Annotated in this window: 26 protein-coding genes; 10 read left to right on the top strand and 16 right to left on the bottom strand. The window is 66.4% G+C overall.

Going from position 1 to position 24,985, the window contains the following annotated elements:
* Positions 1–29: 29 nt before the first annotated feature.
* Together BLR24_RS13380 and BLR24_RS13375 are read right to left on the bottom strand one after the other, a co-directional pair.
* Positions 30–683, bottom strand: coding sequence for an amino acid ABC transporter permease (locus BLR24_RS13380; protein WP_093017575.1), 654 nt, complete (start codon positions 681–683; stop codon positions 30–32).
* Between the two features lie 27 nt (positions 684–710).
* On the bottom strand, positions 711–1,382 hold the full coding sequence (locus BLR24_RS13375) for an amino acid ABC transporter permease (RefSeq protein WP_093018225.1): 672 nt from the start codon (positions 1,380–1,382) through the stop codon (positions 711–713).
* Between the two features lie 135 nt (positions 1,383–1,517).
* Here BLR24_RS13375 and BLR24_RS13370 point away from each other — a divergent pair, with 135 nt between their 5' ends.
* Both BLR24_RS13370 and BLR24_RS13365 read left to right on the top strand, forming a co-directional pair.
* Entirely contained in the window at positions 1,518–3,239 is a 1,722-nt protein-coding gene (locus tag BLR24_RS13370; protein WP_217636319.1) for a magnesium transporter CorA family protein, read from the top strand.
* 44 nt (positions 3,240–3,283) lie between these two features.
* A complete protein-coding gene (locus BLR24_RS13365) occupies positions 3,284–4,021 on the top strand; it encodes a metallophosphoesterase family protein (RefSeq protein WP_093017573.1) in 738 nt (245 codons plus the stop codon).
* Positions 4,022–4,027: 6 nt separating this feature from the next.
* Here BLR24_RS13365 and BLR24_RS13360 read toward each other — a convergent pair whose 3' ends face one another.
* A complete protein-coding gene (locus BLR24_RS13360) occupies positions 4,028–4,564 on the bottom strand; it encodes a cysteine hydrolase family protein (RefSeq protein WP_093017572.1) in 537 nt (178 codons plus the stop codon).
* Positions 4,565–4,630: 66 nt separating this feature from the next.
* Entirely contained in the window at positions 4,631–6,223 is a 1,593-nt protein-coding gene (locus BLR24_RS13355; protein ID WP_093017570.1) for an esterase/lipase family protein, read from the bottom strand.
* A gap of 204 nt (positions 6,224–6,427) precedes the next feature.
* Here BLR24_RS13355 and BLR24_RS13350 point away from each other — a divergent pair, with 204 nt between their 5' ends.
* A complete protein-coding gene (locus tag BLR24_RS13350) occupies positions 6,428–7,549 on the top strand; it encodes an MBL fold metallo-hydrolase (RefSeq protein ID WP_093017568.1) in 1,122 nt (373 codons plus the stop codon).
* Positions 7,550–7,564: 15 nt separating this feature from the next.
* Here the strand turns inward: BLR24_RS13350 and BLR24_RS13345 are convergent, their stop codons facing one another.
* From BLR24_RS13345 to BLR24_RS13325, 5 genes are read right to left on the bottom strand one after another with little or no spacing between them, the layout of a single operon-like run.
* Complete coding sequence (locus tag BLR24_RS13345) at positions 7,565–7,753, bottom strand: hypothetical protein (protein ID WP_055805346.1); 189 nt, start codon at positions 7,751–7,753, stop codon at positions 7,565–7,567.
* Positions 7,753–10,146 (bottom strand): DNA topoisomerase IV subunit A, encoded by a 2,394-nt coding sequence (parC, locus tag BLR24_RS13340; protein ID WP_093017566.1) that lies wholly within the window; start codon positions 10,144–10,146, stop codon positions 7,753–7,755. The genes BLR24_RS13345 and parC overlap by 1 nt, the downstream gene beginning before the upstream one ends.
* A gap of 49 nt (positions 10,147–10,195) precedes the next feature.
* A complete protein-coding gene (locus BLR24_RS13335) occupies positions 10,196–11,317 on the bottom strand; it encodes a Kelch repeat-containing protein (RefSeq protein WP_093018221.1) in 1,122 nt (373 codons plus the stop codon).
* 40 nt (positions 11,318–11,357) lie between these two features.
* Complete coding sequence (locus BLR24_RS13330; protein ID WP_093017564.1) at positions 11,358–12,248, bottom strand: lytic transglycosylase domain-containing protein; 891 nt, start codon at positions 12,246–12,248, stop codon at positions 11,358–11,360.
* A gap of 26 nt (positions 12,249–12,274) precedes the next feature.
* Complete coding sequence (locus tag BLR24_RS13325; RefSeq protein WP_093017562.1) at positions 12,275–14,272, bottom strand: DNA topoisomerase IV subunit B; 1,998 nt, start codon at positions 14,270–14,272, stop codon at positions 12,275–12,277.
* A 207-nt stretch (positions 14,273–14,479) separates the two neighbouring features.
* On the opposite strand from BLR24_RS13325, the gene BLR24_RS13320 reads away from it, so the two are divergent.
* The 6 genes from BLR24_RS13320 (at position 14,480) to BLR24_RS13300 (ending at position 19,431) form a co-directional block, all read left to right on the top strand.
* Complete coding sequence (locus tag BLR24_RS13320) at positions 14,480–15,703, top strand: MFS transporter (protein WP_093017560.1); 1,224 nt, start codon at positions 14,480–14,482, stop codon at positions 15,701–15,703.
* 21 nt (positions 15,704–15,724) lie between these two features.
* Complete coding sequence (locus BLR24_RS30700) at positions 15,725–15,865, top strand: hypothetical protein (RefSeq protein WP_175543267.1); 141 nt, start codon at positions 15,725–15,727, stop codon at positions 15,863–15,865.
* 5 nt (positions 15,866–15,870) lie between these two features.
* A complete protein-coding gene (locus BLR24_RS13315) occupies positions 15,871–16,440 on the top strand; it encodes a class I SAM-dependent methyltransferase (protein WP_093017558.1) in 570 nt (189 codons plus the stop codon).
* A gap of 79 nt (positions 16,441–16,519) precedes the next feature.
* On the top strand, positions 16,520–17,410 hold the full coding sequence (gene dapA / locus BLR24_RS13310) for a 4-hydroxy-tetrahydrodipicolinate synthase (RefSeq protein ID WP_093017556.1): 891 nt from the start codon (positions 16,520–16,522) through the stop codon (positions 17,408–17,410).
* A gap of 147 nt (positions 17,411–17,557) precedes the next feature.
* Positions 17,558–18,649, top strand: coding sequence for an outer membrane protein assembly factor BamC (gene bamC, locus BLR24_RS13305; RefSeq protein WP_093017554.1), 1,092 nt, complete (start codon positions 17,558–17,560; stop codon positions 18,647–18,649).
* Positions 18,650–18,654: 5 nt separating this feature from the next.
* On the top strand, positions 18,655–19,431 hold the full coding sequence (locus BLR24_RS13300; protein WP_093017553.1) for an MBL fold metallo-hydrolase: 777 nt from the start codon (positions 18,655–18,657) through the stop codon (positions 19,429–19,431).
* A gap of 96 nt (positions 19,432–19,527) precedes the next feature.
* Here BLR24_RS13300 and BLR24_RS13295 read toward each other — a convergent pair whose 3' ends face one another.
* The 3 genes from BLR24_RS13295 to BLR24_RS13285 form a co-directional block, all read right to left on the bottom strand.
* Positions 19,528–19,794, bottom strand: a complete 267-nt coding sequence (locus BLR24_RS13295) for a hypothetical protein (protein WP_093017551.1) — start codon at positions 19,792–19,794, stop codon at positions 19,528–19,530.
* Between the two features lie 93 nt (positions 19,795–19,887).
* Positions 19,888–20,403, bottom strand: a complete 516-nt coding sequence (locus BLR24_RS13290; RefSeq protein WP_093017549.1) for a hypothetical protein — start codon at positions 20,401–20,403, stop codon at positions 19,888–19,890.
* The gene (locus BLR24_RS13285) at positions 20,393–21,535 is read right to left on the bottom strand and encodes a cupin domain-containing protein (RefSeq protein ID WP_093017547.1); all 1,143 of its coding nucleotides are present in this window, start codon (positions 21,533–21,535) and stop codon (positions 20,393–20,395) included. Before BLR24_RS13285 ends, BLR24_RS13290 begins: the two co-directional genes overlap by 11 nt.
* 14 nt (positions 21,536–21,549) lie before the next feature.
* On the opposite strand from BLR24_RS13285, the gene BLR24_RS13280 reads away from it, so the two are divergent.
* The gene (locus BLR24_RS13280; protein ID WP_093017545.1) at positions 21,550–22,074 is read left to right on the top strand and encodes an FKBP-type peptidyl-prolyl cis-trans isomerase; all 525 of its coding nucleotides are present in this window, start codon (positions 21,550–21,552) and stop codon (positions 22,072–22,074) included.
* Positions 22,075–22,165: 91 nt separating this feature from the next.
* On the opposite strand, the gene BLR24_RS13275 is transcribed toward BLR24_RS13280, so the two are convergent.
* The 4 genes from BLR24_RS13275 to coaBC all read right to left on the bottom strand — a co-directional run bounded on the left by BLR24_RS13275 (position 22,166) and on the right by coaBC (position 24,956).
* Positions 22,166–22,666 (bottom strand): outer membrane lipoprotein, encoded by a 501-nt coding sequence (locus tag BLR24_RS13275; protein WP_093017543.1) that lies wholly within the window; start codon positions 22,664–22,666, stop codon positions 22,166–22,168.
* Positions 22,667–22,825: 159 nt separating this feature from the next.
* The gene (gene dut, locus BLR24_RS13270) at positions 22,826–23,272 is read right to left on the bottom strand and encodes a dUTP diphosphatase (RefSeq protein ID WP_093017541.1); all 447 of its coding nucleotides are present in this window, start codon (positions 23,270–23,272) and stop codon (positions 22,826–22,828) included.
* Between the two features lie 2 nt (positions 23,273–23,274).
* Complete coding sequence (locus BLR24_RS13265; RefSeq protein WP_093017539.1) at positions 23,275–23,733, bottom strand: hypothetical protein; 459 nt, start codon at positions 23,731–23,733, stop codon at positions 23,275–23,277.
* Entirely contained in the window at positions 23,733–24,956 is a 1,224-nt protein-coding gene (gene coaBC / locus BLR24_RS13260) for a bifunctional phosphopantothenoylcysteine decarboxylase/phosphopantothenate--cysteine ligase CoaBC (protein WP_093017537.1), read from the bottom strand. The genes BLR24_RS13265 and coaBC overlap by 1 nt, the downstream gene beginning before the upstream one ends.
* Positions 24,957–24,985 lie beyond the last annotated feature (29 nt).

Raw genomic sequence — 24,985 nt, 5'->3', positions numbered from 1 at the left:
AAAAGAAAGGAAGCGACGAGAAAAGGGAATCAGCGGGCCAGGGCCTGCGCGCGCCTGCGCTCCATGCGGGCAGCAAGCAGCGACAGCGGCCAGCAGATCGCGAAGTAGATGGCGGCCACCACCGAGAACACGATCAGCGGCTGGAAGGTGGCGTTGTTGATGATCTGGCCCGCGCGGGTGATCTCCGCAAAGCCGATGATGGCCGCGAGCGATGTGCCCTTGATGATCTGCACCAGGTAGCCCACCGTGGGCGCGAGCGCGATCTTGAAGGCCTGCGGCAGCACCACGTCGCGCATGCGCGCGCTGTACTTGAGGCTCAGCGCCTCGGCGGCCTCCCACTGGCCGCGCGGAATGGCCTGGATGCAGCCGCGCCAGATCTCGCCCAGGAAGGCCGCGCTGTTGAAGACCAGCGCCACGCCCGCGGCAATCCACGGGTTGATGTCGAGCCCGAGCACCGGCGCGCCGAAGAAGATCAGGAACAGCTGCAGCAACAGCGGCGTGCCCTGGAAGACCTGGATGAACACCGTCGACACGGTGCGTGCCCAGGTCGAATCGGAGGTGCGCATGAGCGCGACGGCCAGCCCCAGGATCGCGCCGCCAATGAAGGCAATGGCAGACAGCGCCAGCGTCCACTTGGCCGCTTCGAGGATGAAGAGAAATTCGGGAAAGCCGAAGGTACGCATGATTTTTTGTGTTCCGTGCGTGGCCTGTTACCGGCGGTCCGGATAGTTGAGCGTGCGCTTGTATATGAGCTTGAACAGCGCCGAAAACGCCAGCGCCAATGCCAGGTAGATGGCGGCCACCACGATGTAGATCTCGAAGCTGCGGAAGGTCTGCGACTGCAGGTTGGCGGCCACCGAAGTCAGGTCGTCGGCCGAGATGACCGACACCACGGCCGAGCTCAGCATCAGCAGGATGAACTGGCTCGTGAGTGCCGGGTAGATGGCCTTGAGCGCGGGCTTGATGATCACGAAGCGGAAGATCTCCCAAGGCTTCAGGTTGAGCGCCCTGCCCGCCTCGATCTGCCCCTTGGGAATCGATTCGATGCCCGCGCGGATGATCTCGGTCGCATACGCACCCAGGTTCACCACCATGGCCACCAGCGCCGCCGTTTGCGGCGACCAGCGCAGCCCGATGGCCGGCAGTGCAAAGAAGAAGAAAAACAGCTGCACCAGGAACGGCGTGTTGCGGATCACCTCGATGTACGCATTGACGACAAAGCGCAGCCAGCCTGGCCCCGAAGTCTTGCCCCAGGCACAGAAGATGGCGACCACCAGGCCCAGCAGGGTGGCCACCAGGGAGAGCTGGATCGTGATCCAGGTGCCCTTGAGCAACAGCGGCCAGGCAGCGAAGACGGCTTCGAATTGAAACTGGTAGTTCATGGGTGCGGCAAGCACGGCGTGGCCGCGCGCATGCCTTGAAAGCAAGGCTTGCAGCTTATATGAAACCGGTTTCAGGCCTACCTAGGGATTGCCCTAGGTCAGCCTTTTGACAGCCCTTCTGCCTACACTCATGTGATGCTGAATACATCCGAGGCTCCCGTTCGCGCAGAGGCAGGCGCATCCCTGGCTGGCGCTTCCGCGGCGCCTGCCGTGCAGCATTTCAGGCAGGCCCTGCTCTGGCCCCTGCGGCTGATGCCGGCTCCGGACGACAAGCCCTCGCACCACGGTCCCTGGCATGTGCTGCGCGAGATGGGCGATGCCTCGCCATGGCGTGAAGAGATCGATGAATACACCGGCGACAGCAGTCGCTTTCATGAACGGCACTACAACGAGTTCGTGAGCTTCCTGCCGTATGTGCAGCGCTTTCTCTACGGCGAGGGCCGCTCGAAGAGCAAGAGCGGCGATGAAGACGGCCACGGCGGCGATTCGCCGATGCGCGTCTTCCGCCGCCACGACATTGCGGCGGTGCGCGTGGTGGCGCAGCCCGGCGATGCGCCCATCACGCTCGACGTGGTGCATTGCGACCTGTATTTCTTCTTCGACATCGACGTGGTGATGCTCAACCTCGAGGTCGGCGCGGACCACCTGAGCCTCGCGCAGGCGCAAGACCTGCTCTACCGGTTCGGCCGCGCGTATCCGGCCGGCTGGAACGCCGAGGGCGGCGCGCTGCATTGCATGGCCAGCGTCGAATGGCTGGCTGCCGATGGCAGCGTGCTCGCGCGTTCGGATGCTCAGCAGCGCGAAGCTTTTCTTTCGCACGTGGCTCAGCACCGCGCGCCACGCATCTCGGCCCACTGGGCCTATCTGATGCAGCCGCTGGTGAGCGACCATTCCGACGACCCTGGCGTGCTGCGCTTCCGGCAGATCGAGTACTACCGCATGCCGGTAATGGCCTACCTTTCGCTCGACGACCCCAAGCGCCTCTCGCGCAACGACTTCATTCGGCTCGGGCTGGTCACTGGCGCCGCCGAGGCCGATGCGGCGCAGCAGGCGCACCTGCCCTATGCCGACCAGCATCTGGCCGATTTCGAGAAGCGCTATTGCTACGACCGCTTCTGGGTCGATGCGGGCGCGGCGCCCAACACGCGCTACCTGTGCAACGGCCACGCACTGATCGTGGTGGGTGATGCGCGCTCCGAATTCTTCTGCTGCCGCGACCGCGGCGTGCTCGCGCAGTTCAGGCACCAACACTTCCTGCTGTTCCTCATCGCGCACTTCCAGAAGGCCTCGCTCCTGATGTTCTCCGACCAGCTGGTGGAGGCCCTCAAGCGGCTCGACATCCGCAGCACGCCGAGCGTGAAGCAGTTCAAGCGCGCCATTCGCGCGAGCTTCGAACGCTTTCTGCGCTTCACGCACCGCTACTGGTTCCACGAGATCTCGGAGCAGGCGCAGGTGCGCGCGCTGTCCCACATGTGCACCGCGCACCTCGGGCTCGACCCGCTCTACGACGAGGTCAAGGCGCGCATCGCCGACATGAACACCTACCTGGATGCAGACAGCCTGCGCCGGCAGGCCAGCACCGTGGTGCGGCTCACGGTGGTCACGCTGTTCGGCCTGATCGGCACCGTGACGACGGGCTTCCTCGGCATGAACCTGCTGGCCGAAGCCGACGCGCCGCTATGGCGCAAGGTGCTCTGGTTTGGCGTGGTCTTCGTCTTCACCACCTGGCTCACCATCTACACCATGGTGAAGTCGCAGCGCCTGTCGGACTTCATCGATGCGCTGTCGAACGACCGGCTGAGCTTCAAGGGCAAGCTGGCCGCGCTGGCGCGGGTGTGGCGGCCGGGCTCGGACTAAGATCGCGCCCTCTCCTCTCTCCGTTGCCTGCACAGGGTTTGCGAATGCGCATTGCGATCGTCTCCGACATTCATGGAAACCTTCATGCACTCGAGGCCGTGGTCAAGGACATCCGCCGCCGCGGTGTGGACGCCGTCGTCAACCTGGGCGACAGCCTCTCCGGTCCGCTGATGCCGCTGGAGACCGCGCAGTTCCTGATGGCCCAGAACTGGGTTCATCTTGCCGGGAACCATGAGCGCCAGCTTCTTACCCTGCCCTCCGGCCGGCGAGGACCGTCCGATGAGTTCGCGCATTCGCGGCTCGGCGGGAAGGAATTCGCATGGATGGCATCGCTGGGGCCGAGCCTTCGCTTCAGTCCGGAAGTCTTGCTCTGCCATGGCACGCCGGCGAGCGATCTCGAGTACTTTCTGGAGACCGTCGAGCCCTCGAACTTCCGCGCGGCAACCATGCCGGAAATCGATGCACGCCTCGGCAAGGTCGATGCCGAGCTGATCGCGTGCGGTCACACTCACGTGCCGCGCGTGGCCCGCGCATCCGGCGGGCAGTTGATCGTCAATCCGGGCAGCGTCGGCCTGCCGGCGTATGACGATATCCATCCCTATCCGCACGCCGTCGAAACAGGTTCGCCGGATGCGCGCTATGCCATCGTCGAGCGGTCGGACGGCGCCTGGATCTCGACGCTCATTGCCGTGCCGTATGACCACGCGGCCATGGCTGCGCTGGCTCTGGAGCACGCGCGTCCGGACTGGGCCTGCGCGCTCTCCACCGGGCGCATGCCGTAGCAGCGCTCAGTCGCCGAACGCGATCTCCGCGCTGTCGATCGCGCGGATCGGCACACCAAAGCTCGTGATGTCCGACAGCGCGGCGTTGTGGTGCGCGCGAATGAAGGCGCCCGTGGCGTGCGGCTTGTCGTGCGAGGTGTGTGCGTCGGCCGCGAGCGTGACCTCGTAGCCCAGCCCGGCGGCGCGGCGCGTGGTGGTGTCCACGCAAAACTCCGACGAGTAGCCGCAGATCACCACGCGCTGCACCCCTTGCCCGGTCAGCCAGGCCTCGAGCGGGGTGCGCAGGAAGGAGTCGGGCGTGGTCTTGCGGATCTTGGTGTCGCGCGAATCGACATGCAGCGCATGGGCCAGCTGCCAACGTTCGGAATCGAACTCCAGGTCGACGGCGTTCTCGTGCTGGATGAAGGCCACCGGCACGCCTGCGGCACGCGCGCGTTCGGTGAGCGCATTGATCCGCTGCACGACTTCGCCGGCCTCGTGAGGGCGAGGTGGATCGTCGCAGAGGCCACGCTGCATGTCGATGACGAGGACGGCAGTTTTCATGATGATGGAAAGCAGGACCTTGGGTCACCGAGTATGACTCCGGAGCCAGCCTTCCGGGACGCCGCTTCAGCTCCAGGCGCCCACTTCGAGCCGAACCTTGCCGCTGATGCCGGGAGCCGCCGGCGCCGCGCCCAGGCTTGAAAGCGGCACGATGAACTGCAGCTTGCCATTGGCCAGCTGTTTCGGACTGATCGGGAGCGAGGCCTGCCCCGCGGTGTCGGTCTGCCAGCCGTACTTGACGTTCCAGTTCTGCGCCGGATCGTCCGGCCGGGGCGGCGCGATCTCGATGACCAGCGTGTCGCGGAACAGCGAACTGCCTTCGTAGTGGCCGTCGAGCCAGAACTTCTTGTTCACCTGGTAGTCGGGCACGCGCACGCCCAGCGTCATGGCGTAGGCCAGCGTCGGCCGGTCCTGCTTCACGCGGGCCTTGTTGGCAAGGAACACGGTCGAGAGATAGATCGAGCGGCGCTCGGGCTTTTCCGGGTCGGTCAGTTCCTTGTGCGTGCGGCAGGCGGGCGAGTCTTCCTCGGCCACGCGCCGGCTGAGGTACCAGCGCTTGCCGCGCGGCGCTGCCAGCAATTCGACCTGGTAGAGCGCATCCACGTCGGCGTCCTTGGGCAGATCGGGCGGCAAGGTGACGCCATCGACGTCGAACCAGAGATCGACGCGCACGTCTCCGAAGAGAAAGCGCACGAGATTCTGGTAGGCCTCCTCCGAATTGACGATGCCGAAGTAGCCCGAGTGCGAACGAAAGGCGTAGGCGGTGGCCACGGGCTTGCTGCGTTTCAGCTCGTCGATGGACCAGAGCGAGGCGTTCTCGATGCGCACCAGCCCGTCGCTGCCGTGGCCCGCGAACATGCGCGAAAGACCCTTGGCCGCTTCGTAGTCGCCGCGGTTGGAGCCCACCATGCAGAAGAAGCGCTCGGCCGGAAAGGATGCGGCCGGCAGGTAGTCCATGCGGCCATCGACAGGAGCCGTATCCAGAAACTCTGACATCTTCTCGCGGTTGAAGGTGTTCATCTCGTTGGCCGTGAGCCAGGCCGGCACGTTGACGCCGCCCATGTCGATGCCGTTGTGCGGCGTGGCATAGGTAAACACCTTGTCGACACAGGCGCGCGCCGCCGCATCGCCGAGCGCCGGGTTCTGCAAGAAGGCCCGCACCACCAGCCCGCCCATCGAATGCGCCACCAGGTAGCAGCGGAAGTCGACCGCAGGGAAAGCGAGGCCCTCGCGCTGCGCCACCAGGTCGCGCACGCGGAGGATCAGCTTGCTCAAACCCTGTGCGTAGATCTTCACGTCGCGCGACTTGCCATCGCCGAGCAGCTCCGAGCCGCTGTCGTAGTAGCGGTAGATGATGACGGAGGCGGCAGGAATGCCGTCCACGTCCTTGCCGGTTTCGTCGGGAGACGGCTTCCAGTCGTTGTCGAGAATGTCCAGGCCGTTTTGATAGACGCTCTGGTATTGGTAGTCGGCAAGGAGCCGCACCACCGGAGATTCGAAGACGAACTTCTGCGCCGGCGCGTCCTTCTTGACGGTGGCGCGATACACGGTGGAGCCCACGTTGAAGCCGCAGAACGGATCGGCGGCGGTGTCGTCGCGCTCGGCTTCGGTCATGGCGTAGCCGCGCACGTAGATGATGGGATAGCGGTTGCTGCTCATGGTGTGTGCGCCTTTCCGTAGCCCGCGAAACGTGGCGCCTTGCAGTGTGCCGGTCCATGCCGCCGTCATCCATAGAGCGCATGGCATACGACAGGTGGCGGGCCGCGCGAATGCCCCTTTGCACCGAATGTTTCTGCCGCTGAAACCATTCGGCGCGGCGCGCGGGCTAAGCTCGCACCGCAAAAACCAGAACACGCACGAGCCATGAACGACGTTGCCCAGCCCTCGAATCTCCTCCAGCGCAGCTTTCGCCGCTGCGGCACCTTGCTGTTCGCGGCCAGCTGCACGCTGGTGGCCGCCTGCACAAGCAACAGTGGATGCGGAGCACGCTACGACGCGTCGCCGCAGTTCAAGGGCTGCACCTTTCAAAATCTGCCGAACCCGGAAGTCAAGCCCTCCGCCAGCGCATGGCGCATCTGGTCGCGCTTCATCGTCGGCAGCAAGGTCGACACCGTACCGGTCGATCCGATTCCCGTGCGCATGCTGAGCACCGCCGACCTGGACGCGCTCGACGCCAAGGCCAACCACGTGGTGCGGCTCGGCCATTCGTCGCACCTGCTCAAGCTGCAGGGCAAATACTGGCTGATCGACCCGGTGTTCAGCGAGCGGGCGTCGCCGTTCAGCTTCGCCGGGCCCAAGCGCTTTCACAAGCCGCCGCTCACGCTGGAGCAGCTGCCGCCAATAGAAGGCCTGATCCTCTCGCACGACCATTACGACCACCTCGACGTGGCCACCATCGAGTACCTGGCTCAGCGCGTGCAACGCTACTTCGTCCCGCTGGGCGTGCGTGCGCGGCTCGTGGCCATGGGCGTGCCCGCGGAGCGCGTGACCGAGCTCGACTGGTGGCAAGGCGGCGAACACGACGGCGTGAAGCTCACCGCTACGCCAGCGCAGCACTTCTCGGGCCGCACGCTGACCGACCGCGACCGCACGCTGTGGGCCTCATGGGTGGTGCAAAGCGGCGAGCAGCGAATCTTCTACAGCGGCGACTCCGGCTATTTTTCGGGCTTCAAGCAGATCGGGGAGCGCTTCGGCGGCTTCGATCTGGCACTGATGGAAAACGGCGCCTACGACGCCTACTGGCCCGCGGTGCACATGACGCCCGAACAGAGCGTGCAAGCATTTGAAGACCTGCGCGGCAAGGTGCTCTATTCGGTGCACAACAGCACCTTCGACCTCGCCTTCCACACTTGGCACGATCCGCTCGATCGCATCGCGGACCTGTCGGAAGCCAAGAAGATCGAACTGGCGACGCCGGTGATCGGTGAAGTGCTGACTGTAGGCAAGGCGCGCACCAACGAGCGCTGGTGGCAGGGCCTGCACTGAGGCCTGCAACAGCCTCTAATTGCGTTCTTTGCGCTCGCGCGCCCGGCGCTGCTGCCGGGTTTCGTTGGCCTGCGCCGCGATGCGGTCCTTCTCGCGCTGCTTGGCCCCGCGCTTCATGCGCATGCGGCGGCCGAACCAGAAGCTGGCAAGGCCGGTGACCACCGCAATGAAGAGGCCGATGACGCTGATGTCGATGCCGCCCATCACAGCATCCGCACGATGCTGGCCGGCTTGAAGCCGAGGTCGGCCGCCTTGCCTTTGCGCGCACGGCTGCCGCGCGCGTTGTTGAGCGTGCGGATCTCCAGCGTCTCGTCGCGCTCCTTGCCGCCGCGGCCGATGCCTTCGATCTTCACGCTGCGCGTGTAGGCCGCGGCGCCCGCCAGCGTGTCCTTCGCCTCCAGGTCGATCAGCGTGAGGCCGCGGCCGCCCTTCGGCAGGCTCTTGAGCTCGGTGATGTCGAAGGTCAGGATGCGGCCGCCGGTCGAGGCGCAGGCCACGTGCGTGGCGGCCGGCATCGGCTCCGCGCCACTCGCGCCGCCCACCAGCGACGGTCGGCAGAGCTGCTCGCCCTCGCCCACGTCGATGAAGGCCTTGCCGCCGCGCTGGCGCGACATCATGTTCTCGACTGTGGCGATGAAGCCGTAGCCGCCCGTGTTGGCCAGCAGCACGCTCGCGCCCACCGGCCCCGCAAAGAAATGCGTGACGTGCGTACCGGCATCGAGTTCGATGAGCGTGGTCACGGGTTGGCCGTCGCCGCGCGCGCCGGGGAGCGACGCCACCGGCACCGTGTAGACGCGCACCGATTTGTCCTTGGCGCTACCGAAGACCAGCAGCGTGTCGACGCTGCGGCACTCGAAGGCGCCGTAAAGTGCGTCGCCGGACTTGAAGCTGTATTCGGGCGCTGCCGCGCCGTTGGCGCCATTCTTCTCGCTGGCCCAGCCCTTCTGCGCGCGGACCCAGCCCTTCTGCGAGACGATGACGGTGACGGGCTCGTCGACCACCTTGACTTCGGCCACGGCGCGCTTCTCGGCCTGGATCAGCGTACGGCGCGGGTCTTCGAAGGTCTTGGCGTCGGACTCGATCTCCTTCACCAGCAGGCGGCGCAACGCGGCCGGGCTGCCGAGGATGTCTTCGAGCTTTTTCTGATCTTCGCGCAGGCCTTTCAGCTCCTGCTCGATCTTGATGGCCTCGAGCCGCGCGAGTTGGCGCAGACGGATTTCAAGGATGTCCTCGGCCTGGCGTTCGCTGAGGTTGAAGCGCGCGATGAGCGCAGCCTTCGGGTCCTCGGCCGCGCGAATGATCGCGATCACCTCGTCGATGTTGAGCAGCACCAGCTGCCGGCCCTCGAGGATGTGGATGCGCTCCAGCACCTTGTTGAGCCGATGCCGCGAGCGCTTTTCAACCGTGATTTCGCGGAATGCGATCCACTCGTTGAGCATCTGGCGCAGCGACTTCTGCGTCGGCTTGCCGTCGATGCCCACCATCGTGAGATTGATCGACGACGAGGTTTCGAGCGAGGTCTGCGCGAGCAGCGTGGTGATGAACTCGTCCTGGCTGATGCGCGAGGTCTTGGGCTCGAACACCAGGCGCACCGCGGCGTCCTTGCTGGATTCGTCGCGCACCACGTCGAGCACCGACAGCATCGCGGCCTTCAGCTGGGTCTGGTCGGCGGAGAGGGCCTTCTTGCCGGCCTTGACCTTCGGGTTGGTGATTTCCTCGATCTCTTCGAGCACCTTCTGCGTGCTGACGCCGGGCGGCAGCTCGTTGACAACGAGCTGCCATTGGCCGCGCGCAAGGTCTTCGATCTTCCAGCGCGCGCGCACCTTGAGGGAGCCGCGGCCGGTGCGGTAGGCGTCGGCGATGTCGGCCGGGCCGCTGATGATCTGGGCGCCGCCGGGGTAGTCGGGGCCGGGCACGATCTGCAGCAGTTCCTCGTCGCTGAGCTTGCCGTTCGCCTTGATCAACGCCACGCAGGCATCGGCGATCTCGCGCAGGTTGTGGCTCGGGATTTCAGTGGCCAGGCCGACCGCGATGCCGCTCGCGCCGTTGAGCAGCGTGAACGGCAGGCGCGCGGGCAAGAGGCGCGGTTCTTCGGTGCTGCCGTCGTAGTTGGGAATGAAGTCGACCGTGCCTTCGTCGATCTCGTCGAGCAGCAGGCTGGTGATGCGCGCAAGGCGCGCTTCGGTGTAGCGCATGGCCGCGGCGCCGTCGCCGTCGCGGCTGCCGAAGTTGCCCTGGCCGTCGACCAGCGGATAGCGCTGCGAAAAATCCTGCGCCATGCGCACCAGCGCGTCATAGGCCGCCTGGTCGCTGTGCGGGTGGAAGCGGCCGAGCACGTCGCCCACCACGCGCGCGCTCTTGACGGGCTTGGCACCCACGGTGCCGTTGGCGCCGCCGAAGCCCAGGCCCATGCGCGACATCGAATAGAGGATGCGCCGCTGCACCGGCTTCTGGCCGTCGGACACGTCGGGCAGCGCGCGGCCTTTGACCACGCTGAGCGCGTATTCGAGATAGGCGGTTTGTGCGTAGTCGGCCAGCGTGAGGGTGGTGTCGCCGTCGGTGGGACCCTGGAGATCGAGCGGAGGTTGGGAGTCCATGTAGAAGAGAAAAAGAAAAACAGTTGCGGGCCGTGCGCTTTTCTTGCGCTCAGCCTAGTGTGAAAGCCTCGTGCACCGCGGACTGCACGGACCCGCCGAGCACCGCGCCGCCGCCGGCCACGTAGATCCAGTCGCCGATCACCGCGGCCCCGACGGCGTGCCGCGGCGTGGTCATGGGTGCGTGGCGCTGCCAGGTGTCCGCCACGGGATCGTAGCTTTCCATCTGGCCGAACACCTTCGCCTGGCGCGGCACGCCGCCCACCAGAAAGCCACCCTCCCCGCCCATCGCGAAGAAGCGGCCGCGATACACCACGAGACCATGGCCCGAACGCGCGGTGGGCAGCGGCGCACGCAGCTCCCAGGTGTCGCGCGCGGTCAGGTAGACGTGGTGCAGGTCGGTGTTGTATTCGAAGGTGTTGAAGCGTCCGCCGATCACGTGGATCTGACCGCCGTGCGCCACGCAGCCTACGTGGTCGCGCGCGCCGGGCAGCGGCTTGGCGGAGGTCCAGCGGTCGGCCTTCGGGTCGTAGACCTCGTGCCAGCCCACGCTGGCGCGCTCGGCCGCGGGCTCGGAGGCACCGCCTATCAGGTGCAGAACGCCGCCCTGCATCACGGCGGCCGCGGCGCCGCGCGGGCGCGGCGGCGGCGCAATAGCGGTCCACCGGTTGGCCGCGATCTCGTAGACGTAGGCGTTGATGTCGGAGCGGCGGTTCTGTTCGACGAAGCCGCCGAGCGCATACACGCGCCCGTCATCGGCCGTCACCGCGACATGGTTGGCGCCGCGCGGCAACGGCGCACCGTCCAGCCAGCGGTCGGCCTTGGGATCGTAGATGTGGTGGTAGTCGCGGTTGACCGCGCCCTCTCCATAGCCGCCGACCACGTGCATGCGCCCCCCGGCCGCCGTGGCCCAGGCCATCTCGCTGCGCGGAATCGGCAGGGCCGCGCGCGGCACCCAGCGCCCGGCGAGACCGGCGGGTGCGGGGCTCTCGGTGACGCGCTGAGCCTCCTGCTCTGGAGTCATGTGGTGTGACACGCCGCCCTGCAACCGCGCATACGGCTCGTTCGAGGAAGGCGCCACGGGCAGCGTGTCGTGCGGTGCCGCATGCTGCGCGCGCGCCGTGCCCGCCAGCGCGCAGGCGGCTGTCCCGAGGACGAAGCTTCGGCGGTGCATGGCGGACTGATTCATCGGCGAGGAAAGCACGGATGCGGCATCAGGACAGCGGCGCTTCCGCCGCGCCATCCGATACCGTCGGCTGCTCGGGCGTGTCGGGCATCGCCGGCATGCCGCTCGGTGAATCGGGCGGCATGTTGCCACGGCCCAGGGCGCCGCCCTTCGGCACCGTCAGCTCCATGCGAATACGACCCGGCGCCTTGCCGCCGCGCGCGCTGCTGCCACCTCCACCGCCCAGCGCCGACGACGGCTTGAGGTAGGCATAAAGCTGCAGCACCGTCTGCACGTAGTTCTGCGTTTCCTTGTAGTTCGGAATCTTGTTGCCCGCGCGCTGCACCGCGCCCTCACCGGCGTTGTAGGCGGCCAGCGCCAGTTCGATCTGGCCCGGGAACATGGCGATCAGGTCTCGCAGGTAGCGCGAGCCGGCGGCGATGTTGATGCGCGGATCGAACAGCTTCTTTTCGATGCTGCTGCGCTTGTCTGCCGAGACGCCGTAGCGCTGCGCGGTGCCCGGCATGAGCTGCATGAGCCCCATCGCGCCCTTGGGCGAGACAGCCTGCGCGTCGAAGCCCGACTCGGTGGCGATCAGCGCCTGCAGCAATTCGTAGTCGATCGAATGCTTGTCCGCCGCATCGCGCAGCGCGGCCTTCGCGGTCTTGTAGCTGGGCGAGGCCTCGAAAAGAGCGAGCAGGGTCTGCGAAGCTTGCGGCACCTTCCCATCGAGATTGCGCCCGCCGCGTCCGAACGGTGCCACGCCCTGCGAGGTGTCGAAGCTCTGCCCGCGGCGAAAGAAGATCTGGTAGCGCTCGTCGATCTTTTCCGCTGCGAAATGGGCCACGCCCTTGCTGTCGATGTAGCCGTAGATGTCAGCGGCGTGCGCCAGCCCGTGCTGCGTGCAGAGCAGCAGCAAGGCCAGGAACAACGGACGCATGAGATCTGAAATTTTCACGAGGGTGATCAAACATCGATGTCGACATCGTCGGCGCGCAGTTCCATCAACTCGCGCCGAGCCGCTGCCTCGCCCTTGCCCATGAGCTTGGTGATCTCCCCTTGGGTGGACGTGAAGTCGAAGCGCCCCAGCTGCACCTTCATCAGGCGCCGGGTATCCGGATTGAGCGTGGTTTCCCACAATTGTTCCGCACTCATCTCGCCCAGGCCCTTGAAGCGGCTGATGCTCCAGGCGCCTTCGCGCACGCCGTCCTTGCGCAGTTTATCCAGGGTGGCGGTCAGTTCGCCCTCGTCGAGGGCATAGACCTTGGAAGCCGGTTTCTTGCCGCGCGCCGGGGCATCGACGCGAAAAAGTGGCGGCTTTGCGACATACACGTGGCCGGCTTCGATGAGTTTCGGAAAATGCCGGAAGAACAGCGTGAGCAGCAGCACCTGGATGTGCGAGCCGTCCACGTCGGCATCGGAAAGGATGCAGATCTTGCCGTAGCGCAGGCCGCTCATGTCGGGCGTGTCGGCGGGGCCGTGCGGATCGACGCCCACGGCCACCGAGATGTCGTGGATTTCGGTGTTGGCAAAGAGCCGGTCGCGCTCGACTTCCCAGGTGTTCAGCACCTTGCCGCGCAGCGGCAGGATGGCCTGGCTCTCCTTGTCGCGGCCCATCTTGGCGCTGCCGCCGGCCGAGTCGCCCTCGACCAGGAAGACTTCGTTGTGGCTGATGTCCTTGCTCTCGCAATCGGTCAGCTTGCCGGGCAGCACGGCCACGCCGGAGCCCTTGCGCTTCTCGACCTTCTGGCCGGCGCGCTGGCGCGTCTGCGCGGCCTTGATGGCCAGCTCGGCGAGCTTCTTGCCGTAGTCGACGTGCTGGTTGAGCCACAGCTCGAGCGCCGGGCGCACGAAGCTCGACACCAGCCGCACCGCATCGCGCGAGTTGAGCCGTTCCTTGATCTGGCCCTGGAACTGCGGGTCGAGCACCTTGGCACTCAGCACGTACGAGGCGCGCGCGAACACGTCTTCGGGCAGGAGCTTCACGCCCTTGGGCAGCAGCGAGTGCAGTTCGATGAAGCCCTTCACCGCTGTGAAGAGGCCATCGCGAAGGCCACTTTCATGCGTGCCGCCGGCGCTGGTGGGAATCAGGTTGACGTAGCTCTCGCGCACCGGCTGGCCGTCTTCGGTGAAGGCCACGCACCAGTCGGCGCCCTCGCCTTCGGCGAAGTTGTCGGCGTTCTTGTCGGCATGGCCGCTGCCTTCGAACAGCGGAATCACCGGGTCGCCGCTCAGCGTCTGCATCAGGTAGTCGCTCAGGCCGCCCTTGTAGAGCCACTGTTGCGTTTCCTTGGTCTTCTCGACCGTGAGCGTGACGCTCACGCCCGGCATCAGCACGGCCTTGCTGCGCAGCAGGTGCGTGAGTTCGCTCATGGGCAGGGCGGCGGTCTCGAAATACTTGGCGTCGGGCCAGGCGCGCACGGTGGTGCCCTGGCGGCGCTCGCCGGCCTCGAGCTTGCGGATTTCGAGCGCCTCGATCACATCGCCGGCACTGAAGGCCAGCCTGGCCACCGAGCCTTCGCGGTGCGAGACGACTTCAAGCCGCTTGGAAAGCGCATTGGTCACCGACACGCCCACGCCGTGCAGGCCGCCCGAGAAGCTGTAGGCGCCGCCCGAGCCTTTGTCGAACTTTCCGCCCGCGTGCAGCCGGGTGAACACCAGTTCGACCACCGGCGCCTTTTCTTCGGGGTGCATGCCGAACGGAATGCCGCGGCCGTCGTCTTCGATGCTCACCGAGCCGTCGGTGTGCAGCGTGACCTTGATCTTCTTGCCGTAGCCTGCCAGCGCCTCGTCGGCGGCGTTGTCGAGCACTTCCTGGATGATGTGCAGGGGGTTGTCGGTCCGGGTGTACATGCCCGGGCGCTGCTTGACGGGCTCCAGGCCCTTGAGCACGCGGATGGAACCTTCCGAATACCCGGAGGACGCGGACGATGAACTGGGGGGAGTCTTGAGGGGAGTCGCCATGGGGGCGGATTGTAGTCAGTCGAATCCAAATGACTGGATACCCATACAGCAGCATCGTCCGGCCGCAGTTCCATGCATCGAATTTCGACGCGGTCGCAGCTCCCGTTCGCTTTGATGCCTGGAGCGCATCAAAGCCCCCGCCATAAATCATCAATGACAGGAGGCGCCTCCGCCTGCCAATGAGTGCAAGTCGCTACATTCGACGCCATGCAAGCCTCCGCCCCCACTCTCTCGATCAAGCAGGTGCTGATCTGCGGCGCCATGATCGTCACGCTTTCGATGGGCATCCGCCACGGCTTCGGCCTCTGGCTGCAGCCGATCACGCAGGCACAGGACTGGACCCGCCAGACCTTTTCGTTCGCGCTGGCTGTCCAGAACCTGTCGTGGGGCATCTTCGGGGTGTTCGCGGGCATGGTAGCCGACCGCTTCGGCGCCTTCCGGGTCCTGATCGCAGGCACGGCGTTCTATGCGCTGGGCCTGCTGGGCATGGCGTATTCGCCCACGCCGCTGCTGTTCACGCTGAGCGCCGGCGTGCTGATCGGCGCGGCGCAAGCGGGTACGACCTATGCGGTCGTCTACGGCGTGATCGGGCGCCAGATTCCGGCCGAGCGGCGCTCGTGGGCCATGGGCGTGGCGGCGGCGGCCGGCTCGTTCGGCCAGTTCCTGATGGCGCCCATCGAGGGCCGCCTGATCGGCCACCTGGGCTGGCAGACCGCGCTGGCGGTGGTGGCAGTGCTGGCGCTGGTGATCGTGCCGCTGGCCTTCGGCCTGCGCGAACCGCAGCGTGGGGCGTTGGCCGGCCGTCGCGACCAATCGGTGCTGCAGGCCGTGGGCGAGGCCTTCCGCTACCCCAGCTTCGGCCTGCTGATGGCCGGGTACTTCGTCTGCGGCTTCCAGCTTGCTTTCATCGGCATCCACATGCCGACCTACCTGCGCGACCAGCGCCTGGCGGCCGACGTGGCGGGCTACGCGCTGGCGCTGATCGGGCTCTTCAACGTGTTCGGCACCTACACGGTCGGTTTGCTGGGACAGAAGCTGGCCAAGCGCAAGATCCTGGCGGCCATCTACCTTGCGCGGGCGGTGTCGATCATGCTGTTCCTGCTGGTGCCGATTTCGCCGCTCAGCGTGTATGTGTTCTCGGCGGCTATGGGCTTTCTCTGGCTTTCGACCGTGCCCGCCACCAATGCGATCATCGCGGGCATCTTCGGGGTGGCGCACCTGTCGATGCTCAGCGGCTTCGTGTTCCTGAGCCACCAGGTGGGGTCGTTCATCGGCGTCTGGCTCGGCGGCTATCTGTACGACACCACGGGCAGCTACGACATCGTCTGGTACATCGCGATCGCGTTGGGCGTGTTCGCAGCGCTGATCAACCTGCCGGTCAAGGAAAGCGCCATTGCGCGCGGCGACCAGCCGGCCGCGGTGCCGGGCTGACGACGGAGAATGGACCGATACATGACTTCGCAGTTGCGCCATCGCCTCGTGCATGCCGGCTGGCTGGCCGGCGCGCTGGCGGTGCTGGGCGGCGTTTTCGCGCTCTACGTTCACCCGAGCTTTCTCGTGACGCTGGTCGACCAGGTCTGGTCCTGCTTCTGATCGCCATGAAAGACATGGCAAACCCGCACGCCGGACTGGCGCCCTCGGAATGGATCGTGAAGTGGTCGCACCTGCTCGCGCCCGGCGCCACGGTGCTCGACGTGGCCTGCGGCCAGGGGCGGCACATGCAATGGTTCGAGGGACGCGGACATCTGGTCACCGGCGTCGATCGCTCACCGGAGGCCACCCAGGCCGCAAGTGCCTTCGGCCATACCCTGACGGCCGACATCGAATCCGGCCCCTGGCCTTTCGCCGGCGGGGCTTTCGGCGCGGTGGTCGTTACCAACTACCTGTGGCGCCCGCGCATGGCGGACATCGTGGCCGCGGTTGCGCCCGGCGGCGTGCTGCTCTACGAAACCTTTGCGGCCGGCAACGAAAGCGTGGGCAAGCCCTCGCGCCCGGACTTCCTGCTGCAGCCCGGCGAACTGCTGGCCGCCTGCCGGGAGCTGCGCGTCGTGGCCTATGAAGACGGTTTTCTTGACGAGCCGCCGCGCTTCGTTCAGCGCATTGCCGCCGTCCGTGCCGGCGAGGCCGGTCCGGGCCAGCCCGCACGCCATCCGCTGCGGGGAAACTGACCCCACCGGGGGGCCGGTTTCCGCCGACCACGGAGTAAGTAGAATCGGCGCTTTCGTCCACCGACAGAGAGATTCCCCCTTGGAGCAACTGACAGGCAGCATCGTCGCTCTCGTCACGCCGATGCACGACGACGGCAGTGTCGACTATCCCGCCCTGCGCCGGCTGATCGACTGGCACATCGACGAAGGCACCGACTGCCTCGGCGTGGTCGGCACCACCGGCGAATCGCCCACGGTCGACGTGGAAGAGCATTGCGAAATCATCCGCGTGGCGGTCGAGCAGGCCAAGGGCCGAGTGCCCGTGATGGCAGGCTGCGGCGCCAACTCGACCAAGGAAGCCATCGAGCTCGCCCGCTTCGCCAAAGGCGTGGGCGCCGATTCGCAACTGCAGGTCGTGCCCTACTACAACAAGCCGACGCAAGAAGGCCAGTACCAGCACTTCAAGGCCATCGCCGAAGCCGTGGGCGACCTGCCCACCGTGCTGTACAACGTGCCCGGCCGCACCGTGGCCGATATGGCGCACGACACCGTGCTGCGGCTCGCGCAGGTGCCGGGCATCATCGGCATCAAGGAAGCCACCGGCAACATCGAACGCGCGCAGTGGCTGATTCGCGATCTGCCAAAGCACTTTGCCGTGTATTCGGGCGACGACCCCACCGCCGTGGCCCTCATGCTCTGCGGCGGCCAAGGCAACATCAGCGTCACGGCCAACATTGCGCCGCGCAAGATGCACGAGCTGTGCGTTGCAGCCATTGCAGGCGACGTGCGGCGCGCCATGGAGATCCAGTTCGAGCTCATGCCGCTGCATCGCCACCTGTTCGTCGAGCCCAACCCGATCCCGCTCAAGTGGGCCATGTCCAGGCTCGGACTCTGCGGGGGCACGCTGCGGCTGCCGCTTACCGAACTGGCCGAATCGAACCGCCCCGTGGTCGAGGCCGCCCTGCGTGCCACCGGCCTGCTCAAGGGCTGAGCCGGTCCGCCGCTCCCATACACCTCCCGTACTTCTTTTTCGCCTGCCGCATCAAGGTCAAGCAACCTTTTGCCCGAACCGTGCTCAGAGAGTGCGGGCAATGCGGCCCCTAGATTGACCGAACCCATTCCAACAAGGAAGACGACGTTGAAGAACCTTTCGCACATCTCGCGATTCGCACTGCTGGCAATCGTTGTCAGCCTCGCCGCCTGCTCCGTCCTCGAGAGCGACAAGATCGACTACAAGAGCGCCGGCAAAGCCCCGACGCTCGAAGTTCCGCCCGACCTCTCGCAGCTTTCGCGCGAAAACCGCTATGCGGTGCCGGGCGGCGCGGTCACGGCCAACGCCTACCAGGCCGGCGTTGCCAACGCGCCGGGCATTCCGACCGCGGTGGCCAACATCGGCGACGTGCGCATGGAGCGCTCGGGCACGCAGCGCTGGATCGTCATCAACCGCTCGCCCGACCAGCTTTGGGACCCGGTGAAAGACTTCTGGCAGGAAAGCGGCTTCCTCTTGACCACCGAGCAGCGCAACCTCGGCATCATGGAAACCGACTGGGCCGAGAACCGCGCCAAGCTGCCGCAGGACATCATCCGCGGCACGCTGGGCAAGCTGGTCGATTCGGTCTACTCGACCGGCGAACTCGACCGCTTCCGCACCCGCCTGGAGCGCACGCCCACCGGCACCGAGATCTTCATCAGCCACCGCGGCATGCAGGAGGTCTACAACAACAGCCGCCAGGATCAGACCGTGTGGCAGCCCCGCCCGAGCGACCCTGAACTCGAAACCGAGTTCCTGCGCCGCCTGATGGTCAAGCTCGGCGTCTCGCAAGAGCAGTCGAAGATCCTGGCCGCAACCACCGCGCCGACCAAGACCGCCACTGTCGCCACCGTGAGCGGCCAGCCGGTCGTGCAGATCAGCGAAGGCTTCGACCGCGCATGGCGCCGCGTGGGCCTGGCACTCGACCGCACCGGCTTCACCGTGGAAGACCGCGACCGCACCGCCGGCATCTACTACGTGCGCTACGTGACTCCCAACCCGGACAAGAAGGAACCCGGCTTCTTCGGCAAGCTGTTCAGCAGCTCGAGCAAGAACGAGGCGCCGATCAAGTTCCGCATTCTCGTGAAGGGCGGCCAGGGCGAGAGCACCACCGTCTCGGTCCTGGACGAATCCGGCGCGCCCGAAACCTCGGCCAACGCACAGCGCATCGTCCAGGTCATTGCCGACGACCTGAAGTAGCCCGCATGCTCCGCTTCCGAAGCCTCGGCAGCGGCAGCACGGGCAACGCCGCGCTGGTCGAAGCGACCAGCGGCGGGCGCACCTCGCGTCTCCTGATCGACTGCGGCTTCGGCTTGCGGCAGCTCGATCTGCGGCTCGCCAAGGCGGGCCTCACGGCTGGCGACATCGACGCGATCTTCGTCACCCACGAACACGGCGACCACATCGGCTGCGCCCATTCGCTGTCGCGGCGCAGCCGCATTCCCGTCTGGATGAGCGAAGGCACCTGGCTCGCCACGGGCGGGCGGGATTTCGAAGGCCGGCTCAACCTCGCGCGGGACGATACGGAATTTGCGGTCGGCAACATCGCTGTGCGGCCCTTCACCGTGCCGCACGATGCGCGCGAGCCGCTGCAGCTGCGCTGCTCCGATGGCGCGCGGACCCTGGGCGTGCTCACCGACCTGGGCCATGCCACGGCCCATGTGCTTTCCAGGCTCAGCGGCGTGCACGCGCTGCTGCTCGAGTTCAACCACGACAGCGAGCTGCTGGCCAACTCGGCCTATCCGGCATTTCTCAAGTTGCGCGTGGGCGGCAAGCATGGCCACCTGTCGAACACGGCGGCCGCGGACATTGCGCGCGCGGTGCGCCACGACGGCCTGCGCCATGTGGTCGCGGCGCATTTGAGCGAACAGAACAACCGTCCCGAGATCGTGCGGCGCCTGATGGCCGACGCCCTTGGGGGGCACGAGGCCGAGATGCTCACGGCCAGTGCGTCGGAAGGCTCGCCCTGGCTGGACGTCTGAGCGCGCGGCCGGCTTCGCGTCTTTCGACCACCATGCAAAAAGCCGCCCGAGGGCGGCTTTTTGCCCGGCGCATGAAACGCCGCAAGCCAAGCTTGCTTACTGCTTGGGCGCTTCGTTCTTCTTGGCAGCCTCGGTCGCCGCATTGGCCGCGTCCAGGGCCGATGAGGCCGCCGGCGAAGGCGCCGTGGCCGCGGAACCGGTCGACGGCGCCGGTGTCACCACAACCGCCGGAGGCGCAGGCTCGGTCACCGGAGCGGGCGGAGGGGTCACAACGACCGGCGCGACTTCCTCTTTCTTTCCGCAAGCCACGAGTGCGGCAGCGGCGATCAACGAGGCGAGCAGGACGGAAGACGACTTCTTCATGGAAACTCCTTTGGCAATGGATATCTAAACGAAAAAATTCTAGACCCGCATCACTGCCCGTTTATGTCTCGCAGCCTCTTTCGCGGCATTGGCTTACAAGCCCAGCGTCGATGCCGGAAATGCGGGCCGCCCTGCCCTCCACAACTCATCAATTGTTTCTCGAAGTTCGCGCCGCGCACGCGGATCGAAGCCGCACACGCCGCGGCTACGTTCGGGATCGTGCCGGTGCGCGAACCAATCCGGGGTCCAGATGGCACTGGGCACCGCGGGGCTCCCCGCCTCCGGCCGGACCGCCCTGCATTCGATGATGTGGTCCCACATGCGCCGCCACGGCACCAGCCGCGTGTGGGCACGTTCGATGACGTCGAAGCGCTGCGCCAGCAGAACAAAACGGCGGCCGCTGGCCGACCAGGCCTGCAGCGCCTGGATGCTGGCCCGCTCGCCGAGCGGCCAATCGGCAAAGTCGGGGTCGCTGAGAACCAGTTCCCTCCAGCCCTGCCGCGACGCGTTCTCGAGCGCAGCGCGCACGATGCCCTCGAAGGCCTCGCGGCCATCGAACCGTCCTTCGGGCAAGGACGGTTCCGAAGGCGCGGGCGTCTCACCCTGCATGAACCCACCCCGCTTCGCACCACTCGGCCAAGAGCGCCAGCGCACCCTCGCTCGCGCGCGCCAGTTCGCGAGGGCCGAGCGCGCGCCGGTCGGCCAGCCGCCGCATCAGCGTTGCATCGGCTCCGCCGGCGCGAAAGCTCTCGCCGTTGATGTACAGGTGCCGTGCGTCGTAAAGCATGCGCGTGCGGCGGTCGAGCACCACCTGGTTCAACCCGTCCGGCGCTTCGGCGCCTTCGTCGAACCAGACGTTGGCCTTGGGCTCCGTGAGCGATTCGCCCAGTGCGCGGTCGATCGCGTCGGGGTCGCGCAGTGCGGCTTCGACGGCCTTGCGCGCGAAGACCTGCAGCGCGGCCGGCATGGCGGCTGGCGCATCGACCGCGGGCTGCGACGGATCGCGATAGCGCGCCAGCTCGGCCGGGCCCGCATCTTCGAGCGCCTCCGAATAGGCCTGCGCCATGCGCGCCAGCAGATCGGCGCCAAGCTCGCCCGCCGCGGACGACCGCAGGCCGATGGAGCAGGTCATGCAGTCGTCGCCGACCGCCACGCCGTCGTGCGCATAGCGCGGCGGCAGATAGAGCATGTCGCCTGGCTCCAGCACAAAGCTTTGCTCGGGCTCGAAATGCTCGAGGATCTTGAGCGGCACGCCTTGCTGCAGGCGCAGGTCGCTCTGCTTGCCGATCGACCAGCGCCGCGTGCCCTGCGCCTGCAGCAGAAACACGTCGTAGCTGTCGAAATGCGCGCCCACGCCGCCCTGGTCGCTCGCGTAGCTGATCATCAGGTCGTCCAGCCGTGCGTCGGGCAGAAAGCGGAACTGCTGCAGCAATGCATGCACGCCGTCGTGATGCAGGTCGACGCCCTGCACCAGCAGCGTCCATGCGGGCTGCTTCAGCGGCGGCAGCGCACGCCGCGCAAGCGGCCCGTGCCTGAGCGTCCAGCCGGCCTTGCCTTGGCGGATAAGGCGCGATTCCACGTCTTCACGCTCGGCCAGGGCAAACAGCGCGCCGCGCTCGATCGGTGGCACCATGGCGGGAATGGCCTGGCGCACCAGCAACGGTTTTTTCTGCCAATACTGCCGCATGAACTGCGCGGCGCTCAGGCCGCCGAGCAACGGCAGCGGTTGTGTAGTCTCCATGGGAGAATTCTGCAATGGAAATCTCTGAACAATGCGTGGTCGGCCTGACCTGGACGATGAAAGACACTCTGGGCGAAGTGTTGGACGTGCTCGACGAACCGGTGGAATTCATGGTCGGGGGCGATGACCTCTTCGACGTGATCGAAGCTGCCCTGCAGGGCCACGAGCCCGGCGCCCGGGTACAGCTGCAGCTCGAGCCCGAGCAGGGCTTCGGCGACTTCAACGACCAGCTGCTCTTTCTTGAGCCGCGCTCGCTGTTTCCCGAAGGCACCGAGGAAGGCATGACCTTCGACGGCGCCGCACTGCCCAAGGGCGTGAGCGACGCCATGCCCAAGGACGTGATCTACACCGTGGCCGAAATCTACCCGGAGCACCTGGTGCTCGACGGCAACCATCCGCTCGCGGGCATTGCGATCCGGCTCGACATCACGGTGCGCTCGGTACGCGAGGCCACGGAAGAAGAAGTCGGCAGCGGCACGGCGGGCACGGCCTTTTTCAAGGTGCCTCCAACGGCGCCGGGCAACGATCTGCTGCACTGACCGAAAGGCGGGCATACCGCGACAGCCAACAACAAAAAGCCGGGCAGACTGCCCGGCTTTTTGTTGCTTGCGATAGCTGCCCGTGGGCAGATTACATGCGCGAGATCTGCCCGTTGTCGATGCGCACGCGGTCACCAATGCGCAGGTCGCCCGGGTTCTGCACGTCGAAGGCGCGGTAGCCGCCGCGGTCGGTCTGCACAGAGATGCGATAGCTCTCGTAGGCGCGGGGGCCGTTGCGCTGAGCCTCGATGGTGTTGCCCAGCAGTGCACCACCCACGATGCCCAGGGCGGTTGCCGCGGCGCGGCCGCTGCCGTGCCCGAACTGGTTGCCCACCACGCCGCCCACGACCCCACCCGCCACGGCACCACCGCCGGTGGTGCCGGTGCCACCGGTCTCGCTGCGCAGCACTTCGATATTGGCCACGTGGCCATATTCGACATACGCCGCCTCCTGGTACGGAACGGCCTGTGGCGGCGCCTGGTAGGGGTAACGTGTGGTCTGGTAGACCGGCGCGGGAGCGACGCAGGCCGTGAGCGTGGCAATCGCCAGCGCGGAAGCGCCGATGGAAACGAAGCGCATTGAAATTTTCATGTTGAGGGCTCCTCGAATTAATGGGTGCATTCGAATGCACCAAGCCTGTGTCTAACGCCTTTCTCGCAAGAGGGATGACGCCTGACACACACCGAAACGTAGGAGCGGGCCGCGAACTGACGGTTCCGATCTTTACCGGCCCGATACGCGAAGACGAGGTCAGTGCTTGCCGGTGGACCCGTAGCCGCCTTCGCCACGTTGCGAAGCTGCAAATTCTGTGACCACGCGAAACTCCGCCTGCACCACGGGCACGATCACGAGCTGCGCCAGCCGCTCCATCGGCTGGAGCACGAACGGCGTGTCGCTGCGGTTCCATGCGCTGATCTTCAGTTCGCCCTGGTAGTCGCTGTCGATCAGGCCCACGAGGTTGCCCAGCACGATGCCGTGCTTGTGACCCAGGCCGGAGCGCGGAAGGATCAGCGCCGCATAGCCAGCGTCGGCCAAGTGGATCGCGATGCCGGTGCCCACGAGCTGCCAGGCATTGGGCTCCAGCGTGATGGGTGCATCGAGGCAGGCCCTGAGATCGAGCCCTGCGCTGCCGGGGGTGGCATAGGCGGGCAATTGATCCACCATGCGTGGATCGAGGATACGAACGTCTACTTTCACTTCTACTTGCCTTGCTTGTGTTGCTGTTCTCTTTGCTTGCGGGCGGCTTCCTCGAGCACCTGCTGCCACTTGGCCACGCCGGGTGAAAGCTTCAGGCCCTTGAACTTGCTGGCGAGCCAGAGGGCCGCACCGAACAAGACCACCAGGACGACGACAGGCACGCCGGCCGACCACAGCGCAACGAGAACCAGCGCGCCCACCACGCCGATGATCTTGAGCGCCGCAGGCGGGAACGCCCCGAAGCCTGGCACGGAGGTATCGCCGTTCGAGGATTCACGCCGCTGTGCCGCGGCCGCCGCGGCGCCCTGCGCGCCTTGGGCACCTGGCGCGGGCGTCATGCCCACGTCGAGCCCATGATCGCCTTCGTGCGCTGCCCGCTTGGGCAATGCAGCCTGGGCGGACAGCCGCTCGACGTAGCTGGCGAAATCGCCATTGGGCGGTGTGTTCCATTGGGGATTCATCAGGCCCTCCAGTCAGGCAGGCGTGCGGCGATCTCGGTCATGAGTTCGCGCGCCAGGGTGAGCTTGGGCGCGCGCGGCAGCTCGCGCGTGCGCTTTGCGTCCACCAGCAGCAGCGCATTGTCGTCCTGCCCGAAAGTCAGCGGGCCAATGTTTCCGACCAGGAGCGGAATTCCCTTGCGCTCGCGCTTGGCCTTGGCGTGCTCCGCCAGGTTCTCGCTCTCAGCCGCGAAGCCGACGCAGAACAGCTTGCGCGTCTGGGCGCGCTCGCTCTTGGCGACCGCCAGCAGGATGTCGGGGTTCTCGACGAAATTCAGCACCGGCGTCTTGCCGCTGCCGTCCTTCTTGATCTTTTGTTCGCTGTGCGTCGCGGGGCGCCAGTCCGCCACGGCCGCCGTCGCTATAAAAATGCTAGCAGACTGCGATGCACGCAGGGTCGCGTCGAGCATGTCCGCTGCCGAAAGCACGTCGATGCGGTGGACCCCGCGCGGGGTGGGCAGGTGCACCGGACCGGCCACCAGCGTCACTTCGGCGCCAGCCTCGCGGGCGGCGCGCGCAATGGAGAAACCCATCTTGCCGGACGAATGGTTGGTGATACCGCGGATGGGATCGAGCGGCTCGAAAGTGGGGCCCGCGGTCACCAGCACTTTCTGGCCCGCAAGCAGCTTCGGCGCAAAGAAGGCCGTGACGTCCTCGAGCAGCTGCGGCGGTTCGAGCATGCGCCCGTCGCCGGTCTCGCCGCAGGCCTGCCAGCCATTGCCCACGCCCAGCACCGTGGCACCGTCGGCCGCCACCTGCATCAGGTTGCGCTGGGTGGCGGGATGCGCCCACATCTCGCGGTTCATGGCCGGCGCAATCAAGAGCGGCACGCGGTCCATCGGGCGCGCCAGGCACATCAGGCTCAGCAGGTCGTCGGTTCTTCCCTGCACCAGCCGCGCGATGAAGTCGGCGCTGCAGGGCGCGAGCACGATGGCATCGGCCTCGCGGCTCAGGTTGATGTGCGGCATGTTGTTGGGCTCGCGCGTGTCCCACTGCGAGGTGTAGACCGTGCGCCCCGACAGCGCCTGCATCGTGACCGGCGTGATGAACTGCTCGGCTGCCTCGGTCATCACGACCTGGACGGTGGCGCCCGCCTTCACGAACAGGCGGCACAACTCGGCCGACTTGTAGCAGGCGATACCGCCAGTGAGGCCCAGGACGATGTGTTTGCCGGCGAGATCTTGCATGGGGCGTATTGTTGCTCACCCCCAGCCTG

The organism is Variovorax sp. OV700 (assembly GCF_900099805.1).
In the GTDB taxonomy this organism is placed as follows: domain Bacteria; phylum Pseudomonadota; class Gammaproteobacteria; order Burkholderiales; family Burkholderiaceae_C; genus Variovorax.
The sequence above is the reverse complement of the archived record's forward strand: the minus strand, read 5'-3'. Positions and strand labels throughout refer to the sequence as shown.